Raw genomic sequence first — 21,364 nt, 5'->3', positions numbered from 1 at the left:
CGGTGATGATAAGAATAACCAGTGCCAAATTTGACATAGTTCACCGGCCTTCTAGACGATCAGTGAGGAGCGGAATATAGCCATGATCAGGGAAGATCACCCTTTAATCGTACAAGCCGATTCCACGGTCTTGCTTGATGACCGTCACATTGAGGCGGAAGCTGCGCGTGAGCAGCTTGCCCAATTTGCCGATTTGACGAAGAGACCCGGTCATCTGCACACCTATCGGATTACTCCTCTGTCGCTTTGGAATGCGGCGGTTTCGGGATTGTCCGCAAACGATATCATCGATTCACTTGCGAGGTACAGCAGCTACGAGCTGCCGCTGAAAGTAACGGGCCGGATCCGGACGATGATGGAGCGCTATGGCAAGCTGCGTCTGGAGCGTTCGGAGGACGGGTCTCTGATGCTGTATGGGGAAGCGGAACTGCTAGAGCAGCTGTCTGATCAGCCAGAGCTGAAGGCGATGCTGCTTCCCTCTCCCAATCATGAACCGGATGCGCGTCTCGCCAAGCCGGAGGATCGCGGTATGCTCAAGCAGGAGCTGACCCGAATGGGCTATCCGGTTATTGATCTGGCCGGTTATCGGGCGGGGGAAGCGCTTCAGGTCAGACTGCGCGAGCAGGCCATATCCGAGCAGCCGTTTCAACTGCGCGACTATCAGAAACGAGCCGTAGATATGTTTTATTGCGAAGACCGGATGGATGGCGGCAGCGGGGTTCTGGTCCTGCCATGTGGAGCGGGCAAGACCGTTATCGGAATTGCCACCCTGGCCAGACTGGGCTGCGATACCTTGATATTAACCTCCAATGTAACGTCGGTGAAGCAATGGAAGCGCGAGCTCATGGATAAGACGACCTTAACGGAGTCATTCATCGGCGAATATGCGGGAAATTCGAAGCAGGTTAGGCCTGTAACGATTGCAACGTACCAAATCTTAACGAACAGAAGGCATAAAGACGATGAATACGCCCATATGAAGCTGTTCTCGGAACGGAACTGGGGATTAATCATTTATGATGAAGTGCATCTCCTGCCTGCCCCGGTGTTTCGTATGACCGCCGAGCTGCAGGCGACCAGAAGACTGGGATTAACGGCTACTCTCGTCAGAGAAGATGGCCGTGAAGCGGATGTGTTTTCCCTTATTGGTCCGAAGCGGTTCGATCTGCCGTGGAAAACCCTTGAAGCACGTCATTGGATTGCAACGGTTGAATGTACGGAAATCCGAATCCCGCTGCATAAGACGGATCGGGACAAATATGCAGGTGCGGCAGCCGCGGCCAAGTCCCGGATCGCATCGGAGAATACCGCCAAGATCGATGCGGTGAAGACGCTGCTGGAGAAGCATCAAGGAAAGCCGGCTCTGGTGATCGGTCAATATTTGCAGCAGCTGCATAAGATTGCTCAGCGTCTCCAAGCCCCGCTCATGACGGGGGAAATGCCGCATCAGGAACGCGAGCGGCTGTACGCGTCCTTCAAAGCCGGCGAGATTCCCGTTCTTGTCGTCTCCAAGGTAGCCAACTTTGCTGTAGATCTTCCTGATGCGGCGGTAGCCATCCAAGTATCGGGCAGCTTCGGCTCAAGGCAGGAGGAGGCCCAGCGGATCGGACGCATTCTCAGACCGAAGAAGGACGACAATTCAGCATGGTTCTATACCCTTGTTACCGAGGGAACGAAAGAAACGGAATATGCCCGAAGGCGCCAGCTGTTTCTGCTTGAACAAGGATACCGGTACAAGGTCATGAATTGGCGGCCCGGGATCGACCGTGGCGATGAAGCCGAGCTGCCGCTTAACGAGCTTTATAAGGAGGCGGGTTCGCCTTGATGCAGAATGACCATTCGAGCTCTAGTCCGATGGAATCGTTATCCGCGAGGGCGACGCATGCGCTGGCAGTGGCGATGCGCCGCTTCGGCTCTCTGCCTTTTCAAGAGGAACAGCTTCTGCGGGTTGGTCAACCAGCCTATTCCGGAGCCGAATACCGGGTAGCGCTCTTGGAGCTTAGGAAAGCGGAGCTTCTCATCGCTGTCCGCAGGGGGTGGGGAGAGAAGCTGTACTGCGTCCCCCCTGAGGTGTATTTCCGTTGGCACCCTGTTTTGTTTCCGAAGATGCCAGAGCCTGTGGAGCAGGCTGATATCATGTACATGGACGAGCATACGCCATGCCCGCCGCTTGGTCTTCAACTCCTGCATGCTGCAGCGGAGCTGGTAAAGACCGGGATGAAGCTGACAACGAAGGGAATTCTCACCAAACGGACGATTGAAAAATGCTCGCAGCATCTTTTCTTAGGAAACGAGGCTGCAGCCTTTTTGTCATTTCCACCGGAAATGGACGGCTATCCTTTCAAGGTCGCCGTGATGCTGGATATGGCGGCCCGGTTAAATATTTTCGTTAAACATGAGAAAAAGCTCGCCCTTCATGAGGAAGCATTCGCGGGATGGATGGAACTGCCGGTACGCGAGAGGGAGGCGGGGCTTATTCGAATGTGGAGAGATCTCTACGCGGTGCGTACTTCCTACAGTGCAGATGCTGCCGCACTTGTGAGCCGTTTAGAACCATTCAAGTGGTACCGGCTGGATGATCTTGACCATGTGCTGGAAACTCGGATGCATGGGGTTCCAGATGGATCTCGCCAGGAAACGCCGGTTAGGGCTTGGTGTCGTCTCATGATGCAATTAGGCTGGATGGAGGAAGCTGCGACCCATCATGGCGAGCGGGCTTGCCGTTGGCTTTACGGATCAACAGCCATGGAGCAAGCTGAAGCCGGGCATACAATCTCAGAGCCGATCCGCGTTACGCCTGACTGCGAGGTCTTTGTTCCGCCGCTTGCTTCGACTGCGGTCCGTTGGCAGCTGGAGATGATGGCGGAGCGCGTCCAAAGTGATGTGATGACCATCTACCGGCTGAACGCTAAGAGCATTGCTGCTGCATGCGAGAGGGGAAGCCAGTATGAGGAGCTCGCAGCCTTTCTTGAATACGCCTCCGGAGAGCCGCTTCCGGATACGGTGCAGTTCGCGATGGAAGGCTGGGCTCAAGCCGGACCTGCCGCTGCAGCGTTACCCGAATCTATATCCTCAGGGGCGGAGAGCGGGCATCAGCTTGCGCTGGATCCTTTGTTCACTGATCCCACCAAGACGGACCATCTCGATCGATTAATGGAATTGCCTACGGTGGAATCGCTTTTTCAAGGGCTGGATGAAGTGCCGCTTGTGTGGCGCAGTCAAATGCGGGCCTACCATAAATCCACGCGCAGGGAGCTGATGGAACGTGCGTTAAATTGGCGAGTACCGGTTAATCTAAGTGTGATGGGAACCATCATTCCTTTCGTACCTGATGAGCTGGTGGACGGAATGGGGGATTGGGCGGTTTCCGGACGGCTCCTGAAGAATTGCGGAGCGGAACCGGTCAAGCTGAAACCAGATATGTGGGATGAAATGATGCTGGTCATCCCTAAGCTGCACTAACAAAGATACTTTGGAGACTCTACCTTTTTCTATCCCTCCTATGGTATGATTACGAATAAGCCTCAGGGCGATTATAATTAAAGGAGTGGGTGCAGTGCAAACGGTAACAACCGAAGAGCAAACGACGGCTGCCTGGAGCACATCGTCCGTTAGTGGCGGCGGGACCCAGACACTTGATATGGCCGCATTGCTCCTGGATGCTTATGAGCTTGGCGACATGATTAACCGGTCGACAGAGGTCGCCGAGTATGCATATTGGAAAGCCGTAGTAGAGCAGGATAAACAGATCCAGCAAGTGGTGAAGCGTTTCGAGAAAGCGAAGGAATTGTTCGTCGAGACGGAACGATTCGGAAGATTCCATCCGGATTATAATGAAGCCAAGGATAAAGTCAAAGCGATCCAGACTGAGCTGGACGCCATAGAAGCGGTTAGCCGGTACAAGCTGGCAGAGGAAGCGGTCGACTCGCTGCTGTTCGATGTCGCGAGCCAAATTGCTGGTTCCGTATCGGAGACGATCAAAGTACCGGGCAATGCCCCTGTCAAAGGCGGGAGCTGCGGTAGCGGAGGTTCGTGCAGCTGCGGTTCTGGAGGCTGCGGTTAACGTAGGAGAGGCGGGGGAAGAGGATGTTTTCAGAACGTATCGGATATATCATATGGGTTAGCGATTTGAAAGCGGCCCGCTCATTAGAGAAATATGGAACCGTTCACTATATGTCGCGTAAGATGCATTATGTAGTCATGTACATGAATTCTGACCGGTCGGATGAAGTCGTGCGCAACATTCAACGGCTTCCGTTCGTCAAAAGAATAGAACGCTCGTATCGCAACGAAATTAAAACCGAGTACACCCGGGGAGTGCCTGACAAAACGCGGTTTTACAGTTTGTGATCCGTAGGCTTCCAACCCGGTGGCAGTTCCGGGGCGGAAGCCTCTTTTATACCCCCATAATCCAGTAAGCGGCATTACTGGGGTGAGTTTATTTTTATATTGAATTCTTGGACAGGCATGCTACAATGAAAGCGTATGTAAAATATAGATAATTAGGCCTACATCCTGGGGAGGGGTGGATCGGATGAAAGACAAAATCACGGAAAGATGGGGGACTTACGAATCGTTTCACGTCGTTCTCGGCGACAAGAAAGTTGCAGATATTGTCATCACGAACCACGCCAAGAGCCGATGGGCCGATCGCGTCGAGAGCGAGAAAACCGGATATGATGATATTGCCGACTTTTTGTGGCAATGCTTGAAGCAGGGGCGTATCGAGCCCTATTACCGCAATGAGGAAGACGTTTACTTAATTGACGACGATCTGGTGTTCGTCGCTGAGTTTGCAACGTTGGAGAAAGAAACCGATATTGCCGGCAATCCGCTTCATAAGATGATCGTAGTCACATTTCTAGGTCGAATGTCCGAGACGATCGAGCTTCGAGACTTAAAGTCCTACTATTCATGGTTAAGACATTCCAGAAGGATGACTTTAATTAAAAATAGTAGAAAAAGGAAATAAGCAATGGGATTATAGCAGAAAGTTATAGTTCATCGAGATCTGCATGCGCTCAACAGAGCACATGCTTTTTTTGCGTGGATGTGAATACTTTGTACAAGGTTTGTTGTATAATGATGGGCATAGAAAGGATGGTCGTTTGCATGGCACTTAATTTCCATCAACTTCATATTTTTTATACCGTTGCCGAAAAGGGAAGCTTCTCGGCCGCTGCCAGTGCGCTTCATATGACACAGCCTGCCGTCACCATGCAGGTGCAATCACTTGAGGATTATTTTGGAACGAAGCTGCTTCAACGTTCAACCAAGCGGATTGAATTGACGGAAGCAGGCCGTGCACTCATGCCGTACGCTCAACGGAGCATTGATCTGATTCGCGAGACGGATTCCCAAATGTCCAAATTCACAAAGCAGCTCAAGGGTCGTCTGCAGCTTGGTGCGAGCTTGACGATTGGCGAATATATTCTTCCGCGGCTGCTTGGCCCGTTCGGACAGGAGTACCCTCATATATCGATCAGCATGAAGGTGATGAACACGGCGCAAATCATGGACGATATTCTAAACCATCATTTGAATTTCGGGTTGATAGAGGCTCCTGTTAACCATCCGGATATGCATATGGAAGCGGTTCTGAGCGATGAGCTGAAGCTGATTGTCGGCAAGTCGCATCCGCTTGCAGATGCGGAGGATGTTAAACTCGCCGACGTGCTCAAGTACCAGATCGTTCTACGGGAGCAAGGCTCGGGTACACGGCTTGTGATGGAAGATCAGCTGCGTCAAATGAACATAGATCCGACCGATTTGAATATCATCATGGAGCTTGGAAGCACTGGGGCCGTCAAATCAGCTGTTGAAGCGGGTTTGGGCATTTCATTCGTTTCGGCTTCCTCGGTCAAGCATGAGGTTGCGCTCGGACTGATACGTACCATTCCGTTGACCGACGTTAAGTTTAAGCGGCAATTTTATTCGATGTACCTGAAATCCGCGCTGCTGCCGATTTCTGCAGTAACCTTCCTGACTTTCCTCCGCGAGAAGGACTTGCACCAATGGTTATGAAATTAGCGGATCTTCATACGCATACAACGGCTTCCGATGGGTTGCAGCGCCCTTCGGAGAACGTTCGGCTAGCCAAAACAGCAGGTCTGGCTGCGGTCGCGATTACGGATCATGACACGGTGGACGGAATCGAAGAAGCGATGATTGAAGGGCAGCGGCTTGGAATTTCCGTTGTGCCGGGAGTGGAGATCAGTACTGTAGCCGGCGGCAGCGATATTCACGTCCTTGGCTATTATACCGATTGGCAAAGCGACGCATGGCGGGCAAAGCTCTCCAGTCTCCTTGAGGTTCGGGATCGACGCAACGAAATGATCTTAGAGAAGCTGCGTTCCCTTGGCATTCCGATCTCGATGGAAGAGGTCATTGAAGAAGCGCTTCGTCAAGGCAAGGATAGCGGTTCGATTGGGAGACCACACATAGCTGCTGTTCTTCTCGCTAAGGATGCAGTCGGTTCGATGCAGGAAGCATTCGACCGTTATTTGGCTTCCGGCGGGCAGGCCTACATGAATCCCCCAAGGCTTCATCCCTTCGAAGCTATCGAATGGATCCGTGAAGCGGGAGGGACGAGTGTCATCGCCCATCCTGGTTTGTACGGCGATGATGCTTTGGTGGAACAAATGATTCATCACGGGGCGGAAGGCATTGAAGTGTTTCATTCGGATCACTCCGCAGAAGATGAAGCACGTTACGGCCGACTTGCTCACCAATATGGTCTGATCGTCACCGGGGGCTCGGATTTCCATGGAGAACGTCAGGGAGAAATATTTCATGGACCGATCGGAAGCAGAACGGTGGATGCGTCTGTGCTCAATCAGCTCAATCCGGCCCGGAGGGGGCGCTGATGACCGGTCGGTTGCTCACCATCAAGGAAGTGGCGAAGCGGACGGGCCTGTCCACCCAGCTCATCCGAAAATGGGAGGAACGGTACGAAGCGGTTAAGCCCGATCGAATGTCTAATGGTTACCGGGGCTACACGGATGCAGATGTGGAGACATTGGGCTGGCTGAAGCAGCGCGTCGATGAAGGGGTGCCGATTGGCATGGCTGTTCTGGAGCGGCAAAGAGAAGACGGCCGTGTATCGTCGACCCCTGAATTATCCTGGTCTCCGCGGACAAGCGGCCGTGAGGCCATAAGGATGCCGGACACCGATTGGAGAGAGCCGATTACCCGCTTTATCGAATGCTTCGAGCAGGTGGATTTAAGCGGTGCGCAGAAGCTGTATGAACAGCTGTTGTCTCTGCATCGCGTAGAGCATCTGCTCACGCGCATTCTGGAGCCTACGCTGGTGGAGCTTGGAGAGCGCTGGGAGCGCGGTGAAATATCCGAATATCAGGAACACTTCGGCAGCCATTTCATCCGTGATAAAATTCTGTCTATTCGGAATCTATTCCACCCGTCCGACGACAGTCCGCTCATTGTCACTGCTTGCGGGCCTGGAGAACGCCATGAGCTAGGCATTCTGTTTCTAGGCTTCTTCGCACTTCAACAAGGGTACAAAGTCATTTATTTGGGTACGTCGCCTTCGGAGAAAGGTCTGATGGACTGCTTGCGGCAAATGAAGCCGGCCGCCTTCACCTTCAGCTTCTCGACTAGTGAGCGATTAGAGAACGCACGGCCCTTCCTGCTCGAATTTGACCGGCAGATTCCATTGCTGTCTCCGAATACGTATGTCTTCATCGGTGGGCGGATTATTGAAGAGGATGCGTTGCTGGAAGGGACAAGCCGGATCTATATGCTTAGCGGGGATGCACCAAGCGCTATACACAAAATCGCGTCAAGGCTCGGTGACAAGCCTTGACGCGGGTGCTCCGTGGTATATATTAGGTTTTGATTTGGGAAGGCCACTGTTTAATGCGCTGTTCATCCGGAGTGATGAACAGCGTTTTTTGATGATCATAAATAACAAACCCCGGCTTGGATCCGTTAGGCTTCTTCACATGACGGACAAGCGTATAGTCGACAGGCACGGAACTCGAAGAACGGGCTTGACTGTAGTGCGCGGCTAGCATAGCCGCTTCCTCGAGGGTAGCGTCCCCGAAATTCGCGGAACGAATGACGACGTGGGAGCCTGGAATATCCTTCGTATGCAGCCATGTATCGCTTGGGCTAGCTGTCTTGTTGGTTAGAAAGTCATTCTGCGTATTATTCTTGCCTACGTATATCGCGATGCCCTCGGATGATTGGTAACAGAGCAGTGCCGGACGAGAGACTTTCCGTTTCTTGGATCCCCGCTTCGTCCGATCCCGTAGATAGCCTTGCTCGACGAGCTCTTCGCGGATTTCATCGATATCGCTCAGAGATGCGGTCTCGAGCTGCTGCAGAAGCGTTCCTAAATAGTCCATCTCTGCTCGCGACAATTCCATTTGCTCGGCGACAGCGGTCAAGCTGGATTTATGCTTCGCATAACGCTTGAAATAACGCTGCGCATTCTCAGAGGGATTAAGCTGCGGATCCAACGCGATTCGAACCACCCGCTGTTCCTCATCGTAATAATCGATCACCTCGACCGATTCATCGCCGCGCTCGATTTGATGCATGTAAGCCGTAAGAAGCTCTCCCAGGATGCGATACTTGTCCGCATCCTTCGCGATGTCGAGTGTTTCCTGCAGCTTCTCCAGCTTCTTCTCGTTTTTGTTCCATTCGTTCTGAAGAAACCGAATTAAATCGGAGACGCGCTGCTTGACTGTGTCACGCTCCGCCTTGTCCCCGTAGAAAGCCTCCAGGCATTCGCTGATGCTTGTAAAGGCTTGGAGGGTACTATCTGCAGCTGCGGTCAGATGTGTCAACGCAGTAACGGAGAAGGCAGCTTTGCCGCTGTTTGGCGTAACCAATTGCGGTTCGTATTGATGCTTGTCGAATTGCCCCATCATTTGGCGGAAAGCCGGCCAAAGCAAAGGTGCGATGGTCTGAGAATCCGCAGGTATCGATGAGATGCTGCTCCGGAAAATAAGTTCCTTCGCCAGCAGCGGGCTCATACCGCTAAAGGCGGAAACCAACTGCTTGTCCGGTACTATAGCGACCTGCGGAGCAGGCGAATCTGTGTCATCCGAAGCTCCCATTGCATCCGGATCTTGGGCATTGCCATCGCCTCTGGCCGATGGCAGCAGCGCAGACGCGAAGTCGGTTTCGTCTGTGACGGACAAGGGGTCGCGCTTACCTTGCTCAGGCGGTGCAACATAGGCCGTTCCCGGCATGACGATACGATAGCTGCTGATCGCCGGCGTGACATGGTGGATGCCGTCATGGATCATGCCTGTCGTGTCATCCATGAGAATAATGTTGCTGTGCCGGCCCATTAACTCGATAACGATCAGCTTCACGTTAATATCGCCCAGTTCATCGCGTTGACGAATGCGGATATGAATGATCCGCTCATTCCCGACCTGTGTGATAGCCTCTATAAGGCCGCCTTCGCAATATTTGCGCAGCAGCATGCAGAACATAGGGGCTTCCTTCGGGTTCAGGAACGACTGCTGCGTCCAGTGGACGCGCGGATAGGTTGGATTCGCCGAGAGCAGAAGCTTGCCAGGCACATTGCCCCCGCGAATTTGCAGGACCAGATCGTGATTGGTGGGTTGATGAATTTTATGAATGCGTGCACCGACACAAGCCTGCAGCTCGTGTATAATCGCACGGGTTACGATACCATCTAAAGCCATATTCGTTGAATTCTCCTTTGTTTACCGACCTTCATTCCCCTATCATGCCATAGATAAGACAAAAACTTAAGTCCTTCAATGGGATATTTTGCAGTTTGTCCGAATACATTTAGGCAAAGAAGGCTGCAAGCAGGGATATGTAACGGGAGGGAGAAGGGGATGGAACAACGGAAGTGGCATCAAATGGAGGCCAAGGAGCTTGCGCAGACGTTGCAAGCTTCGCTCGACACGGGGCTTTCGTCGAACGAAGCATCGGAACGGTTGGTGCGTGACGGTCGCAACGAGCTCTCCGAAGGAAAGAAAGCTTCGCCTCTGGTATTGTTTTTAAATCAATTTAAAGATTTTATGGTTCTGGTGCTGATTGGAGCAACACTAGTATCCGGGCTGCTCGGCGAATATTTGGATGCAATTACTATTGTAGCCATCATTGTGATTAATGCGATTCTTGGCTTTGTGCAGGAGTATCGTGCGGAACGTTCATTAAGAGCGCTCAAGGAGCTCTCAGCCCCGATCGCAAAGGTGCTTCGCGGCGGACAAGTTCATGCCATACCGGCTCGAGAGCTCGTAGCGGGCGACTTGGTAATAGTGGAGGCTGGAGACCGGATTCCGGCGGATCTGCGTTTAATTGAAGCGAACAGCTGTTATGCGGAGGAATCCGCGCTTACCGGGGAGTCAGTTCCGGTCGGTAAGCACTGCACGCCTATTCATGCGGCTGACCTGCCGCTGGGCGATCAGCGTAATATCGGCTTTATGGGAACGATGATTACTCGGGGATCGGCCAAGGGCATCGTTATTCGCACCGGTATGGGGACTGAAATGGGGAAGATCGCCGATCTGATCCAAAAAACCGAATCCATGGAAACCCCCCTTCAGCATCGTCTCGAGCAGCTTGGCAAAATACTTATCGTAGTCGCGTTAGGCTTAACCGTTATGGTTGTTCTTGCCGGCATTTTTCATGGACAGCCTGCCTATGAAATGTTCTTGGCTGGCGTTAGTCTTGCTGTCGCCGCTATACCGGAGGGACTCCCTGCCATCGTTACGATCGCACTTGCCCTTGGTGTACAACGGATGATTAAGCGCAGAGCGATTGTTAGGAAGCTGCCTTCCGTCGAAACACTTGGATGCGCCTCGGTCATTTGCTCCGATAAAACGGGCACGTTGACGCAGAACAAGATGACTGTGACACGTCTATGGATCGGCGGGCGACCGCTCGAGGTGACTGGCGAAGGCTATGAGCCAGTTGGCGCGGTATACGAGGACGGGAACGCCATTGATGTCAAGAATGACCTGTCTCTTCGCAGGATGCTGCAGGTCGCTGCTCTGTGCAACAATGCCTCGGTCGTAAAGACGGAAGTCGAAGTGGAGATGAGACGCAAGAAGGGGAAAGATACCGTCCTGCAGGAGGAATGGGTCCTTAAGGGAGATCCGACTGAAGGGGCGCTCACGGTAATGGCAGCGAAGCTTGGTGTTACCGCCAAGTCGCTGGAGAGCCTCTACAAGCGGGAGAAGGAATATTCCTTTGATTCCGAGCGAAAGCGGATGTCGGTGCTCGTATCGCATCAAGGCGGACAGTTAATCTGTACGAAGGGCGCGCCTGACGTGCTGATGCAGCAGTGCAGTTATGTGCTCTGGGATGGTAAAGTCGTCCCGTTCACAGGCACGCTGAAGAAGAAAGTAATCGAAGCGTCGGAATCCATGGCACAGTCTGCGCTGCGGGTACTCGGATTTGCTTACCGCGATTTGCGGCCGCATGATCATACCGAAACCGAGACGGATGTGGAATGCCAGCTCATATTTGTCGGACTGGCTGGAATGATCGACCCTCCGCGCAAAGAAGTGCGCGATGCCATTGCAACGTGCCGGCGTGCCGGGATCAAGACCGTTATGATAACGGGCGACCATCAACTGACAGCCGAGGCGATTGCCGGGCAGCTGAGTATCATGCCGCGCGGTGGGTTGTCGATCAGCGGTCAGCAGCTTGCAGATATGGACGACGAACAGCTGGACCGGCTTGTCGATAATATTTATGTCTATGCCAGGGTGTCACCGGAGCATAAGCTTCGCATTGTCAAAGCGCTCCAGCGCAAAGGCCATGTTGTTGCCATGACAGGCGATGGGGTAAATGATGCGCCGGCGATCAAGGCAGCAGATATCGGAATTGCCATGGGGATTACGGGTACGGACGTTTCGAAGGAAGCTTCGTCCCTGATTCTAAGCGACGACAATTTCTCCACCATCGTCGCTGCCATTGAAGAAGGCCGCGGTATTTATGAGAATATTCGTAAATTCATCCGCTACCTGCTGGCTTCTAACGTAGGTGAAATCCTCACCATGTTCCTGGCCATGATGGCAGGGCTGCCGCTGCCGCTCGTTCCGATCCAGATTCTGTGGGTCAATCTGGTCACGGATGGGCTTCCGGCTATGGCGCTGGGCGTGGACCAAGCGGAGAAGGATCTGATGCAGCACAAGCCCCGCTCTGCGAAGGAAAACATTTTTGCCCGGAGGCTCGGATGGAAGATCATTAGCCGTGGTATTCTGATCGGCGTCTGTACGCTGGGCGCATTCTGGATTACTCTTCGCAGTAATCCGGGCAGCCCGACCAATTTAATCGAAGCGCAGACCGTTGCGTTCGCGACTCTTGTCATGGCGCAGTTGATTCATGTATTCGATTGCCGCAGCTCACGATCCATTTTTCACCGCAATCTCTTTCAAAATAAATATTTAGTGTTTGCTGTGCTCTCCTCGCTGCTTCTTATGCTGGGCGTTGTGTATATCGATGCCATGCAGCCGATCTTCAAGACCGTGCCGATCGGATTGCGTGAATGGTGTCTCGTCCTGGTAGCCGCAGGAATCCCGACATTCCTCATGGGGATTGGCAGCGTTCTCGGCTCCAAAGGGAAGAAGAAAAAATCGAACTGGCCGCTCAGCGGCTCCAAGTCGCTCGCCCGTTAAAAGGGTAGGACGCCAGCCTCAAATCGAGGCAGGCGTTCTTTTTTTTGTGTAAAAAGGGATAATTCCACGAAGAGAAATCGCTTCCTGGAAGGACGCTGATTTATAGGAGGAAAGTACAAAGATTGATCCAATTTATCAATGTTGCATCCAAAAGCTATGAGGTATGCTAGTGAAAAATTGAACATGCCTGAGGGCGATGGTTCCAGTAAAAGGAGTGCAAGAAGATGAACTTTACAAAAATGCATGGACTAGGTAACGATTTCATAGTAATATCGGGAGAAACCGCACTACCCGATCAAGCAGCGGAGCTAGCCATCCAATTATGCAACCGGTACTTCGGTATTGGCGCTGATGGTTTAGTTTATATTCTGCCGTCCGAGAAAGCGGATTTCCGCATGCGGATTATCAATTCTGACGGTTCCGAAGCGGAACAATGCGGGAATGCGATCCGGTGTGTAGCCAAATACGTATATGATAATGGTTTAACCGATAAAGAACGCATCACGATCGAAACGCTGGGCGCTGGCGTGCAGCAGGTACAGATTAACATCATGGACGGCAGAGTGCATACGGTTCGCGTCGATATGGGGGAGCCGATTCTGGAGGGGCTGAAGGTCCCGACTACCGTCGATGCGAACCCGGTCCTGAATCACGTAATAGATGTCGAGGGTACCGAATTCCGCTTCACGGCGGTATCCATGGGCAATCCGCACTGCGTGATTTATGTGGACGACGCTGTGAATTTCGACCTCAATACGTGGGGACCCAAACTTGAAACCCATCCGATGTTTCCGCGTAAAATCAATGTGGAATTCGTCACGGTCCGATCTCGCGATTACACGGATATGCGCGTGTGGGAACGTGGAGCGGGACCTACGCTTGCCTGCGGTACGGGCGCTTGCGCAACGCTCGTGGCCTCGGTGTTGAACGGATATACGGATCGGAAGGCAATCGTATCCCTGAAGGGCGGAGAGCTGTCGATCGAATGGAACGAAGCTGACAATCATATCTACATGACAGGCCCGGCGGCAGAAGTATTCCGCGGTTCACTGTAAGGATTAAGAAGGAGTAATGCATAATGAAACCCGATTTGCGTGAGGCGCTCAGCGCGCGCATATTGACGGGAGACGGAGCGATGGGAACCTATCTGTATCAGATGGGGTTCCCTGTCGGCGTTTCTTACGAAGAATTCAACGTACTGCGTCCTCAAGTTATCGAAGATGTACATCGTCTATATTATGAGGCGGGTGCTAGGGTAATTGAAACGAATACCTTCTCGGCGAATGATGAAAGCTTATCCAAGTATGGACTCGATTCCGAAGTTGAAGCGATTAACCGGGCCGGTGTAAGGGTGGCGCGTGCTGCAGTCGGCGCCGACGCATATGTGGTTGGCGCCTTAGGTGCGATCCGGGCCGGTAAACGCAAGAACATTCGCTCAGCGCAGCTGATGCGGTCGTTCCATCAACAAATGTATGCCTTGTTGGAGGAAGGCGTTGACGGATTGCTGCTGGAGACGTTCTATGACCTAGACGAGATGCACCTTGCGCTCAGCGTGGCAAGGGAGCTGTCCAACGTCCCCGTTATATGCCAGTTCGCCGTTGAGAAAGATGCGGTTACACAGGACGGCTTCCCGCTTGCCGATGCCTTTGAACGGCTACGTCAAGAAGGTGCGGATGTCGTCGGATTCAACTGCCGCAGTGGTCCGAACGGAATCAAGCGGGCGATCGATGCGATCGGAGCCGAGGTGGTCCTGCCTTTATCGGTCTTTCCGAATGCGGGTCTTCCGGATTATGTAGACGGCAAATATATGTTCACGGCTACTCCGGAATATTTTGCCCAATCCGCGCGCGACTTTGTGGACCGGGGCGCTCGTCTAGTCGGGGGATGCTGCGGTACGACGCCGGAGCATATTGCCGCAATCGCTGCTGCGCTCGAAGGTTATGTCGCGCAGCCGATAGTAGCGGGACCTTCGTCGGTGCCGGTACAGGAAATCGTAACCGTGAGTCCGGCTGAGCCGTCAGTTCAGCCTTCAGGTTCGGGAGATGCCCCTTCCATCGTGGAGACGGTGCAGCAGCGGCATACGGTGATCGTCGAGCTGGATCCGCCGCGCGATCTGGACATCCGCAAGTTTATGGCGGGAGCAGCCGCGCTCAAAGCCGTCCAAGCGGACGCCGTCACAATGGCGGATAATTCGCTTGCCGTAACGCGTATGAGCAATCTGGCTTTAGCATCGCTCGTTCAACAGCAGGTTGGGATTCGTCCACTCATTCATATCGCATGCCGTGACCGCAATCTGATCGGAACGCAATCGCATATGATGGGGCTTGACGCACTTGGCATCGATCACGTGCTCGCGGTAACCGGAGACCCGGCCAGATTCGGGGATTTGCCGGATTCTAAATCGGTGTATGATTTGACTTCCTTCGAGATGATCCGGATGATCAAGCAATTGAATCAAGGAGTAGCATTCTCGGGCAAGCCGCTGAAACAGCATGCGAAATTCGTGGTAGGCGCTGCATTCAATCCGAACGTCCGCTTCCTGGATAAAGCGGTCAAGCGGCTTGAACGCAAGATCGAAACCGGCGCCGATTATATCATGACGCAGCCGGTCTATGATCCGGAGCTTATCATTCAGGTCGCCGAAGCGACGAAGCATCTCCATGTTCCGGTGTTTATCGGCATTATGCCGCTGGCAAGTGGACGCAATGCGGAATATTTGCATAACGAGGTGCCGGGCATTCAGCTCTCCGATGAGGTGCGGAAGCGTATGGCAGGCCTTGAAGGTGAAGCGGGACGGGCAGAAGGCGTGCAGATCGCCAAGGAGCTGCTGGATACAGCCTTGAAGCATTTTAACGGGATTTATTTGATTACTCCTTTTATGTTCTATGATATGACCGTGCAATTGACTGAATATGTATGGGAACAGACGGGCCGCTGAGGGTACTGGCTCGTTTTTTCTCTTTACAGCGCTTTAACACTTGTTCCTCATTCGAAAATGAATTATTATAGAACAATAGGATACACTTGCCATGATGACCTTAACCTGTCCATTGGCAAGTACCAATTCCCCCCCCAGTAACACAGTTTGGAAGCTGCCGGAAGGCCAACGTATGCTCCGGACTTTATTCGTCAAGAATAATGCAATGGGTCTGTTCATTTTTTCCATCATGGCAGGATTGCTGCAACCATTATTCTAACGTACATTATATTTCGTGTTTATATTGCAATCATCATGCACGAGAAAGACCGGAGGGGAACCTGACATGGCCATTAAATTGATTAACATCGGCTTCGGAAACATTGTTTCAGCCAACCGCATTATTTCCATCGTGAGTCCGGAATCAGCGCCGATTAAACGTATCATCCAAGAAGCCCGCGACCGTCACATGCTCATTGATGCGACATACGGCCGGCGTACACGCGCGGTAATCATTACCGACAGCGATCACGTTATCTTGTCCGCCGTTCAGCCGGAAACGGTTGCTCATAGGCTGTCGACGAAGGATGACGATCACGACGAATAGCGACGGGGAGTATTATGAACAGAGGATTGTTAATCGTATTATCCGGCCCTTCGGGAGTCGGCAAAGGTACCGTATGCACGCAGCTTCGGCAGAAGCAGAGCGAGCTGATCTATTCCGTATCAGCGACGACTCGCACGCCAAGGCAGGGAGAGATTGAAGGGATTAATTATTTCTTCAAATCAAGAGAACAGTTTCAAGATATGATAGCCAGAGACGCTTTATTGGAATACGCAGAGTATGTCGGCAATTACTATGGCACACCGCGTGATTTCGTCGAGCGAATGCTTGATTCCGGCAAGGATGTCATTCTTGAAATCGAAGTACAGGGCGCGCTGAAAGTGAAAGAGAAGTTTGCAGAAGGCGTGTTTATCTTCTTGCTTCCCCCATCGCTAGATGTTTTAAAACAGCGCATTACGGGACGCGGCACGGAAAATTCCGATGTCATCGATCACCGAATGTCGGTAGCGGTGGATGAAATGAACTTGATCCGTTATTACGACTATGCGGTCGTCAACGATGAGATCGAAGCCGCATGTCATCGCATACAAAGTATCATAACTGCAGAGCACTGCCGCAAAGAACGGTTTATGGCCGGTTTTGACGCATTCAAGGCGACGACCGAGAAAGCTTAGTGAGGTGAAGCATATGTTGTATCCATCCATTGATGAAATGGTGAAGAAAGTTGACAGCAAATATTCACTTGTTGTTGCCGCATCACGCCGGGCCCGCATGCTGAGGGACGGAATTAAAACAGATCTGCGCCAACCCAAATCTCATAAATTCGTTGGCGTCGCGCTAGAAGAAATTTATCATGATAACGTGCAAGTCGAGAAAGGCAACGAGACGGATGACTAGAGCAGTACTACAATGAAATAGGAAGACCCGATAACAACCCTTGCGGTTGTTATTTTTTTCAAAACAATCAGAAAGTATCAAGATGACGCGCATATTTTCTGTTAATAGGAGCGTGAAGGAATGCTGAAAGGGAAACGAATCCTGCTTGGTATATCGGGGGGTATCGCAGCTTACAAAGCGGCTGCACTCTGCAGCAAATTGGTACAAGCGGGCGCTATTGTGAAGGTCATTATGACAGAATCGGCGACGAAATTCATTACGCCGCTTACGCTGCAGACGCTGTCTCGTCATCCGGTGTATCTCGATACGTTCGACGAGTTCGATCCTTCAGTGGTGTCACATATTGATCTTGCCGACCATGCCGACCTGGTTATCATTGCTCCGGCAACGGCAAACATAATAGCCAAGATGGTGACAGGCCTGGCCGATGACATGCTAAGTACAACCCTTCTTGCTACGACTGCGCCGATTCTTGTTGCGCCTGCGATGAATGTTCATATGTACGCACATCCAGCGGTGGAGAGGAATATGGAGCTGCTCGCGGAGCGGGGGGTTCGCTTCGTTGAGCCCGGTACCGGGCAGCTGGCATGCGGGTATGTGGGGAAAGGACGGCTGGCGGAGCCTGAGGATATCGTGAAGGCTGCGGAGCAATGGTTTACTCAAAGCCAATCCTTGGCTGGTAAACGAGTTCTCGTTACAGCGGGCGGAACGATTGAGCGGCTTGATCCCGTACGTTATCTGACGAACGATTCCTCCGGTTTGATGGGCTTTGCCATTGCTGAAGCCGCGTTGAACCGCGGGGCGGATGTTACCGTCGTTGCCGCGAAGACGGCCATGCAGCCAGGTGCCGGCCTGAACGTGGTTCGAGTCGAATCCGCGGAGGAGATGCTTCAGGCTGTTCTGGAGCGTTATGCAGCGACCGACATTGTCATAAAAGCGGCGGCAGTTGCGGATTACCGTCCGACAACGGTCGCGGCAAGCAAGATCAAAAAAACGGGTGAGCACCTCACTTTGGAGCTTGAGCGTACGACGGACATACTTAAGACGCTGGGTGAGCAAAAGAGTGGCCAATTCTTGGTAGGCTTCGCGGCGGAGACGGATAACGTCAAGGCATATGCGATGGACAAGCTGCAGCGGAAAAATTGCGACTTGGTAGTCGCCAACGACATCACACGCGAAGGTGCCGGGTTCAATGTCGATACGAATATCGTCGATGTATACGGGTCGGAGGGATTGGTTGCAACGCTGCCTCTGTTATCCAAGCGCGAGGTCGCGGACCAGCTATTGACTCTTGTGGCTAACCGGATGGCATCCGGGGAGACGAGGGAATGATTGCCAAAGTTATCGTCGATGTGCCGAGTCGGCAAACGGATCGTCCCTTCGATTATGAAGTGCCAGCCGATATGCAGGGCTGGCTGGAAGTGGGGAGCAGAGTCGGTGTTCCATTCGGCGGCCGTGTCGTGCAGGGATTCGTCGTTGCCATCACAGAAACGGCAGCGGTCGACCGCAAGAAGCTGAAGGCCGTTGCGGAGCTGCTTGATCATACGCCTCCGTTATCTCCTGATTTGATCCAGCTGGCAGAGTGGGTCAGCGATAAGTATTGCTGCACGATGACGACAGCGCTGCAAGCCATGATACCGGCAGCATTGAAAGGGAAAGCAGAAACGACGGTTTCATTGGCTGGCGAAGATCAAACGGTGTTTATTTCTTCTTCCGACTGGGCGGAGTATATGCGCCGGAGTGGAGGATCCGTCAAGCTGTCCGTACTTCAGGAGAGGTTTCCTTCTGCGGCGAACGAAGTGAAGGCGGCCATCCGGGAAGGCGCATTATTGGGGCGCGTCGCCATCCGGGACCGTTTATCCGTGAAGAAGATGCTCACTGTCTTTCCACCGGCCAATCGGGATGAAGCGCTCATGGCACTGGCCGATTGGCCGGCGAGAGCAGCTAAGCAACGTGAAGTCCTCCAATATATGATCGACCATGAAGAGCCGATTACCATGCAGGAGCTTCTAGATCACCTTAAGACAACTTCAGGGACAGTTAAGGCCTTGGCCGAGAAAGGACACATCGTGATCCGGGAGGTCGAGAAGGATCGGGATCCATACGCGGGTCGTGAATTCCGGCGAACCTCACCGCTTCCATTAACGGATGAACAGCAGGCTGTTTTCACGCCAATAGCGGCTGCCATCGACAACCGGGATTCCCGGGTTTTTCTGCTGCATGGAGTGACGGGAAGCGGCAAGACGGAAGTGTATTTGCAGACCATCGAGCATTGCTTGCGGCTTAACAAGCAGGCCATCGTGCTTGTTCCGGAAATTTCACTGACCCCTCAGATGGTCGAACGATTCAAAGGCCGCTTCGGCGATGCCGTAGCCGTTCTGCACAGCAGGCTCTCCAGCGGCGAGAGGTACGATGAATGGCGGAAGATTCGCGAGCGGCGGGCATGTGTAGCCGTAGGCGCCCGCTCAGCCATATTCGCTCCGTTCGACCGGCTCGGCCTCATTATTATTGACGAAGAGCATGAATCCTCTTACAAACAGGAAGAAAGCCCGAAGTATCACGCAAGAGATGTAGCCGTTCAGCGCGCCCGGCAGCATGGCGCTGCGGTAGTGCTTGGTTCGGCGACGCCTTCACTCGAAAGCTACGCGGCTGCGTCCCGCGGAGGGCAAGCCGGCGAGCAGCCAGGCCGGGGATCGGCATTGCTGCCAATGCCTCACCGGGTAGGAGGACGCCCCATGCCGCCCGTTCATCTCGTCGATATGCGGGAGGAGCTCAAGGATGGCAATCGTTCGATGTTCAGCCGGCAGCTGCATCAATCACTCGTCCAGCGGCTGGAACGCGGCGAACAGGCCGTTCTGCTGCTGAACCGCAGAGGGTATTCTACGTTTGTTATGTGCCGCTCATGCGGCTATACCGCGCAATGTCCGCATTGTGACATATCACTAACCTACCATCAGAAATTACGTACGCTTCGATGCCATTACTGCGGACATGCCGAGATGGCGCCGACAGCTTGCCCTTCCTGCGAAAGTGAGCATATCCGATTCTTCGGAACAGGAACGCAGCGGGTGGAAGAAGAGCTGTCCAAGCTGTTCCCCGGTATACGCGTTATCCGCATGGACGTAGATACTACGACAGAGAAAGGCTCCCATGAGAAGTGGCTGACGATGTTTGGGGAGCGTCAAGCTGACGTGCTGCTCGGGACGCAGATGGTGGCGAAAGGGCTCGACTTTCCATATGTTACATTAGTCGGCGTCATTGCAGCAGATACCTCGCTCCATCTGCCCGATTTCAGGGCGGCGGAAAAAACGTTCCAGCTGCTCACTCAGGTGGCAGGGCGTGCAGGACGGCATGAGCTCCCGGGTGAGGTGGTCGTTCAAACCTATAATCCGGATCATTACGCCATCCAAACCGCGCAGCAGCATAATTACGCTTCGTTTATCCAGGAGGAGCTGCGCCACCGCAGATACATGTCCTATCCGCCATACTGCCGGCTTATTCTCATCACACTTTCGCATGAACAGCTTCCGCTTGTCATCGCGGAAGGAGAGAAGCTCGCCGCTATGCTCCGCCAATCCGTTGCGGAGGCCGGATTATCGGCTTCTTCCGAGGAAGGAACGACGGGACGCTTTATGGATATCCTCGGCCCTGTCGCGTCTCCGATTCCAAGAATGAAGGATCGCTATCGTTTTCAATGTATGGTAAAATATCGTGGAAATGTTGACGCGGTCGGCATGCTGAAGCGGGCCGTCAGCTCGCTTGCGGGTTCAAATGGCCAACCTCAGGTTCAGCTTAGTGTAGATGTTGATCCACAGGTCATCTTATAATTTTACATGCGATACAAATCCAAGGAGGGACATGTTTTGGCTATTCGAATAATTGTGAAAGATCCGGATCCCGTCTTGAGAGAGCGGGCAATACAAGTCACTAAATTTAATTCCAATTTGCATAAGTTGCTTACCGATATGGCAGAAACGATGTACGATGCGGAAGGCGTAGGTCTGGCTGCACCTCAGGTCGGCATCTCGAAGCGGGTCATCGTGGTCGACGTTGGGGACGATAATGGGCTGATCGAGATGGTCAACCCGGAAATTGTCGAGCAGGAAGGCGAGCAGATCGGTCCTGAAGGATGCTTGAGCATTCCGAACTTGAACGGTGACGTCCGCAGGTTCCAACAGATTAAGGTCAATGGTTTTGACCGCAACGGCAAACCCATTACGCTGGAGGCATCCGATTATTTGGCACGCGCTTTCCAGCATGAGATTGATCACTTAAACGGCGTATTGTTTACCGATATCGCCGATTCTATATATGACGTGTCTGCAAAGCCGCGCGGACGCGGAGAGTGAG

At 52.9% G+C, this 21,364-nt stretch carries 18 protein-coding genes; 17 read left to right on the top strand and 1 reads right to left on the bottom strand.

The features are described 5' to 3' along the window. Positions 1–82: 82 nt before the first annotated feature. The 8 genes from NNL21_RS16735 to NNL21_RS16700 all read left to right on the top strand — a co-directional run bounded on the left by NNL21_RS16735 (position 83) and on the right by NNL21_RS16700 (position 7,822). Positions 83–1,825 (top strand): DNA repair helicase XPB, encoded by a 1,743-nt coding sequence (locus NNL21_RS16735; RefSeq protein WP_204818393.1) that lies wholly within the window; start codon positions 83–85, stop codon positions 1,823–1,825. Then, positions 1,825–3,462, top strand: coding sequence for a helicase-associated domain-containing protein (locus NNL21_RS16730; RefSeq protein ID WP_256555306.1), 1,638 nt, complete (start codon positions 1,825–1,827; stop codon positions 3,460–3,462). Before NNL21_RS16735 ends, NNL21_RS16730 begins: the two co-directional genes overlap by 1 nt. 178 nt (positions 3,463–3,640) lie before the next feature. Continuing rightward, on the top strand, positions 3,641–4,063 hold the full coding sequence (locus NNL21_RS16725) for a YlbF/YmcA family competence regulator (RefSeq protein WP_204818547.1): 423 nt from the start codon (positions 3,641–3,643) through the stop codon (positions 4,061–4,063). A 23-nt stretch (positions 4,064–4,086) separates the two neighbouring features. After that, on the top strand, positions 4,087–4,350 hold the full coding sequence (locus NNL21_RS16720) for a YlbG family protein (protein WP_204818391.1): 264 nt from the start codon (positions 4,087–4,089) through the stop codon (positions 4,348–4,350). A gap of 184 nt (positions 4,351–4,534) precedes the next feature. Continuing rightward, positions 4,535–4,972: a hypothetical protein gene (locus NNL21_RS16715; protein WP_204818390.1), complete on the top strand. Its 438-nt coding sequence runs from the start codon at positions 4,535–4,537 to the stop codon at positions 4,970–4,972. A gap of 140 nt (positions 4,973–5,112) precedes the next feature. Further along, a complete protein-coding gene (locus NNL21_RS16710; protein WP_204818389.1) occupies positions 5,113–6,024 on the top strand; it encodes a selenium metabolism-associated LysR family transcriptional regulator in 912 nt (303 codons plus the stop codon). Further along, entirely contained in the window at positions 6,015–6,866 is an 852-nt protein-coding gene (locus NNL21_RS16705) for a PHP domain-containing protein (protein ID WP_204818388.1), read from the top strand. Before NNL21_RS16710 ends, NNL21_RS16705 begins: the two co-directional genes overlap by 10 nt. Continuing rightward, positions 6,866–7,822, top strand: coding sequence for a MerR family transcriptional regulator (locus NNL21_RS16700; protein ID WP_204818387.1), 957 nt, complete (start codon positions 6,866–6,868; stop codon positions 7,820–7,822). Before NNL21_RS16705 ends, NNL21_RS16700 begins: the two co-directional genes overlap by 1 nt. Positions 7,823–7,844: 22 nt before the next feature. Here NNL21_RS16700 and NNL21_RS16695 read toward each other — a convergent pair whose 3' ends face one another. Beyond that, a complete protein-coding gene (locus NNL21_RS16695; RefSeq protein WP_204818386.1) occupies positions 7,845–9,683 on the bottom strand; it encodes an Rqc2 family fibronectin-binding protein in 1,839 nt (612 codons plus the stop codon). Between the two features lie 159 nt (positions 9,684–9,842). Between NNL21_RS16695 and NNL21_RS16690 the strand changes: the two genes are divergently transcribed. The 9 genes from NNL21_RS16690 to def all read left to right on the top strand — a co-directional run bounded on the left by NNL21_RS16690 (position 9,843) and on the right by def (position 21,363). Further along, positions 9,843–12,635: a calcium-translocating P-type ATPase, SERCA-type gene (locus NNL21_RS16690; protein ID WP_204818385.1), complete on the top strand. Its 2,793-nt coding sequence runs from the start codon at positions 9,843–9,845 to the stop codon at positions 12,633–12,635. Between the two features lie 224 nt (positions 12,636–12,859). Further along, on the top strand, positions 12,860–13,690 hold the full coding sequence (gene dapF / locus NNL21_RS16685) for a diaminopimelate epimerase (protein WP_204818384.1): 831 nt from the start codon (positions 12,860–12,862) through the stop codon (positions 13,688–13,690). A 23-nt stretch (positions 13,691–13,713) separates the two neighbouring features. After that, complete coding sequence (locus NNL21_RS16680; RefSeq protein WP_204818383.1) at positions 13,714–15,573, top strand: bifunctional homocysteine S-methyltransferase/methylenetetrahydrofolate reductase; 1,860 nt, start codon at positions 13,714–13,716, stop codon at positions 15,571–15,573. A gap of 325 nt (positions 15,574–15,898) precedes the next feature. Next, positions 15,899–16,159 (top strand): extracellular matrix/biofilm regulator RemA, encoded by a 261-nt coding sequence (gene remA, locus NNL21_RS16675; RefSeq protein WP_020615370.1) that lies wholly within the window; start codon positions 15,899–15,901, stop codon positions 16,157–16,159. Between the two features lie 14 nt (positions 16,160–16,173). After that, a complete protein-coding gene (gene gmk, locus NNL21_RS16670; RefSeq protein WP_204818382.1) occupies positions 16,174–16,791 on the top strand; it encodes a guanylate kinase in 618 nt (205 codons plus the stop codon). A gap of 13 nt (positions 16,792–16,804) precedes the next feature. Then, on the top strand, positions 16,805–17,014 hold the full coding sequence (gene rpoZ, locus NNL21_RS16665) for a DNA-directed RNA polymerase subunit omega (RefSeq protein WP_204818381.1): 210 nt from the start codon (positions 16,805–16,807) through the stop codon (positions 17,012–17,014). 120 nt (positions 17,015–17,134) lie between these two features. Continuing rightward, positions 17,135–18,346 carry a bifunctional phosphopantothenoylcysteine decarboxylase/phosphopantothenate--cysteine ligase CoaBC gene (coaBC, locus tag NNL21_RS16660; RefSeq protein WP_204818380.1) on the top strand — a complete coding sequence of 404 codons (1,212 nt, stop codon included), beginning with the start codon at positions 17,135–17,137 and terminating at the stop codon, positions 18,344–18,346. Beyond that, entirely contained in the window at positions 18,343–20,841 is a 2,499-nt protein-coding gene (priA, locus tag NNL21_RS16655) for a primosomal protein N' (protein WP_204818379.1), read from the top strand. Before coaBC ends, priA begins: the two co-directional genes overlap by 4 nt. 36 nt (positions 20,842–20,877) lie before the next feature. Beyond that, on the top strand, positions 20,878–21,363 hold the full coding sequence (gene def, locus NNL21_RS16650) for a peptide deformylase (RefSeq protein ID WP_204818378.1): 486 nt from the start codon (positions 20,878–20,880) through the stop codon (positions 21,361–21,363). Position 21,364: the final 1 nt, after the last annotated feature.

Origin of the sequence: Paenibacillus mendelii, from assembly GCF_024498075.1 — a bacterium.
In the GTDB taxonomy this organism is placed as follows: domain Bacteria; phylum Bacillota; class Bacilli; order Paenibacillales; family Paenibacillaceae; genus Paenibacillus_Z; species Paenibacillus_Z mendelii.
This window is presented reverse-complemented; position numbering and strand designations above follow the sequence as displayed.

Coding starts and splice junctions, on each gene's coding strand:
- remA (WP_020615370.1), top strand. CDS start 15,899: ATGGCCATTAAATTGATTAACATCGGCTTCGGAAACATTGTTTCAGCC.
- NNL21_RS16730 (WP_256555306.1), top strand. CDS start 1,825: ATGCAGAATGACCATTCGAGCTCTAGTCCGATGGAATCGTTATCCGCG.
- NNL21_RS16710 (WP_204818389.1), top strand. CDS start 5,113: ATGGCACTTAATTTCCATCAACTTCATATTTTTTATACCGTTGCCGAA.
- dapF (WP_204818384.1), top strand. CDS start 12,860: ATGAACTTTACAAAAATGCATGGACTAGGTAACGATTTCATAGTAATA.
- priA (WP_204818379.1), top strand. CDS start 18,343: ATGATTGCCAAAGTTATCGTCGATGTGCCGAGTCGGCAAACGGATCGT.
- NNL21_RS16680 (WP_204818383.1), top strand. CDS start 13,714: ATGAAACCCGATTTGCGTGAGGCGCTCAGCGCGCGCATATTGACGGGA.
- rpoZ (WP_204818381.1), top strand. CDS start 16,805: ATGTTGTATCCATCCATTGATGAAATGGTGAAGAAAGTTGACAGCAAA.
- NNL21_RS16705 (WP_204818388.1), top strand. CDS start 6,015: ATGGTTATGAAATTAGCGGATCTTCATACGCATACAACGGCTTCCGAT.
- NNL21_RS16735 (WP_204818393.1), top strand. CDS start 83: ATGATCAGGGAAGATCACCCTTTAATCGTACAAGCCGATTCCACGGTC.
- NNL21_RS16695 (WP_204818386.1), bottom strand. CDS start 9,683: ATGGCTTTAGATGGTATCGTAACCCGTGCGATTATACACGAGCTGCAG.
- gmk (WP_204818382.1), top strand. CDS start 16,174: ATGAACAGAGGATTGTTAATCGTATTATCCGGCCCTTCGGGAGTCGGC.
- NNL21_RS16690 (WP_204818385.1), top strand. CDS start 9,843: ATGGAACAACGGAAGTGGCATCAAATGGAGGCCAAGGAGCTTGCGCAG.
- coaBC (WP_204818380.1), top strand. CDS start 17,135: ATGCTGAAAGGGAAACGAATCCTGCTTGGTATATCGGGGGGTATCGCA.
- NNL21_RS16720 (WP_204818391.1), top strand. CDS start 4,087: ATGTTTTCAGAACGTATCGGATATATCATATGGGTTAGCGATTTGAAA.
- NNL21_RS16725 (WP_204818547.1), top strand. CDS start 3,641: ATGGCCGCATTGCTCCTGGATGCTTATGAGCTTGGCGACATGATTAAC.
- NNL21_RS16715 (WP_204818390.1), top strand. CDS start 4,535: ATGAAAGACAAAATCACGGAAAGATGGGGGACTTACGAATCGTTTCAC.
- NNL21_RS16700 (WP_204818387.1), top strand. CDS start 6,866: ATGACCGGTCGGTTGCTCACCATCAAGGAAGTGGCGAAGCGGACGGGC.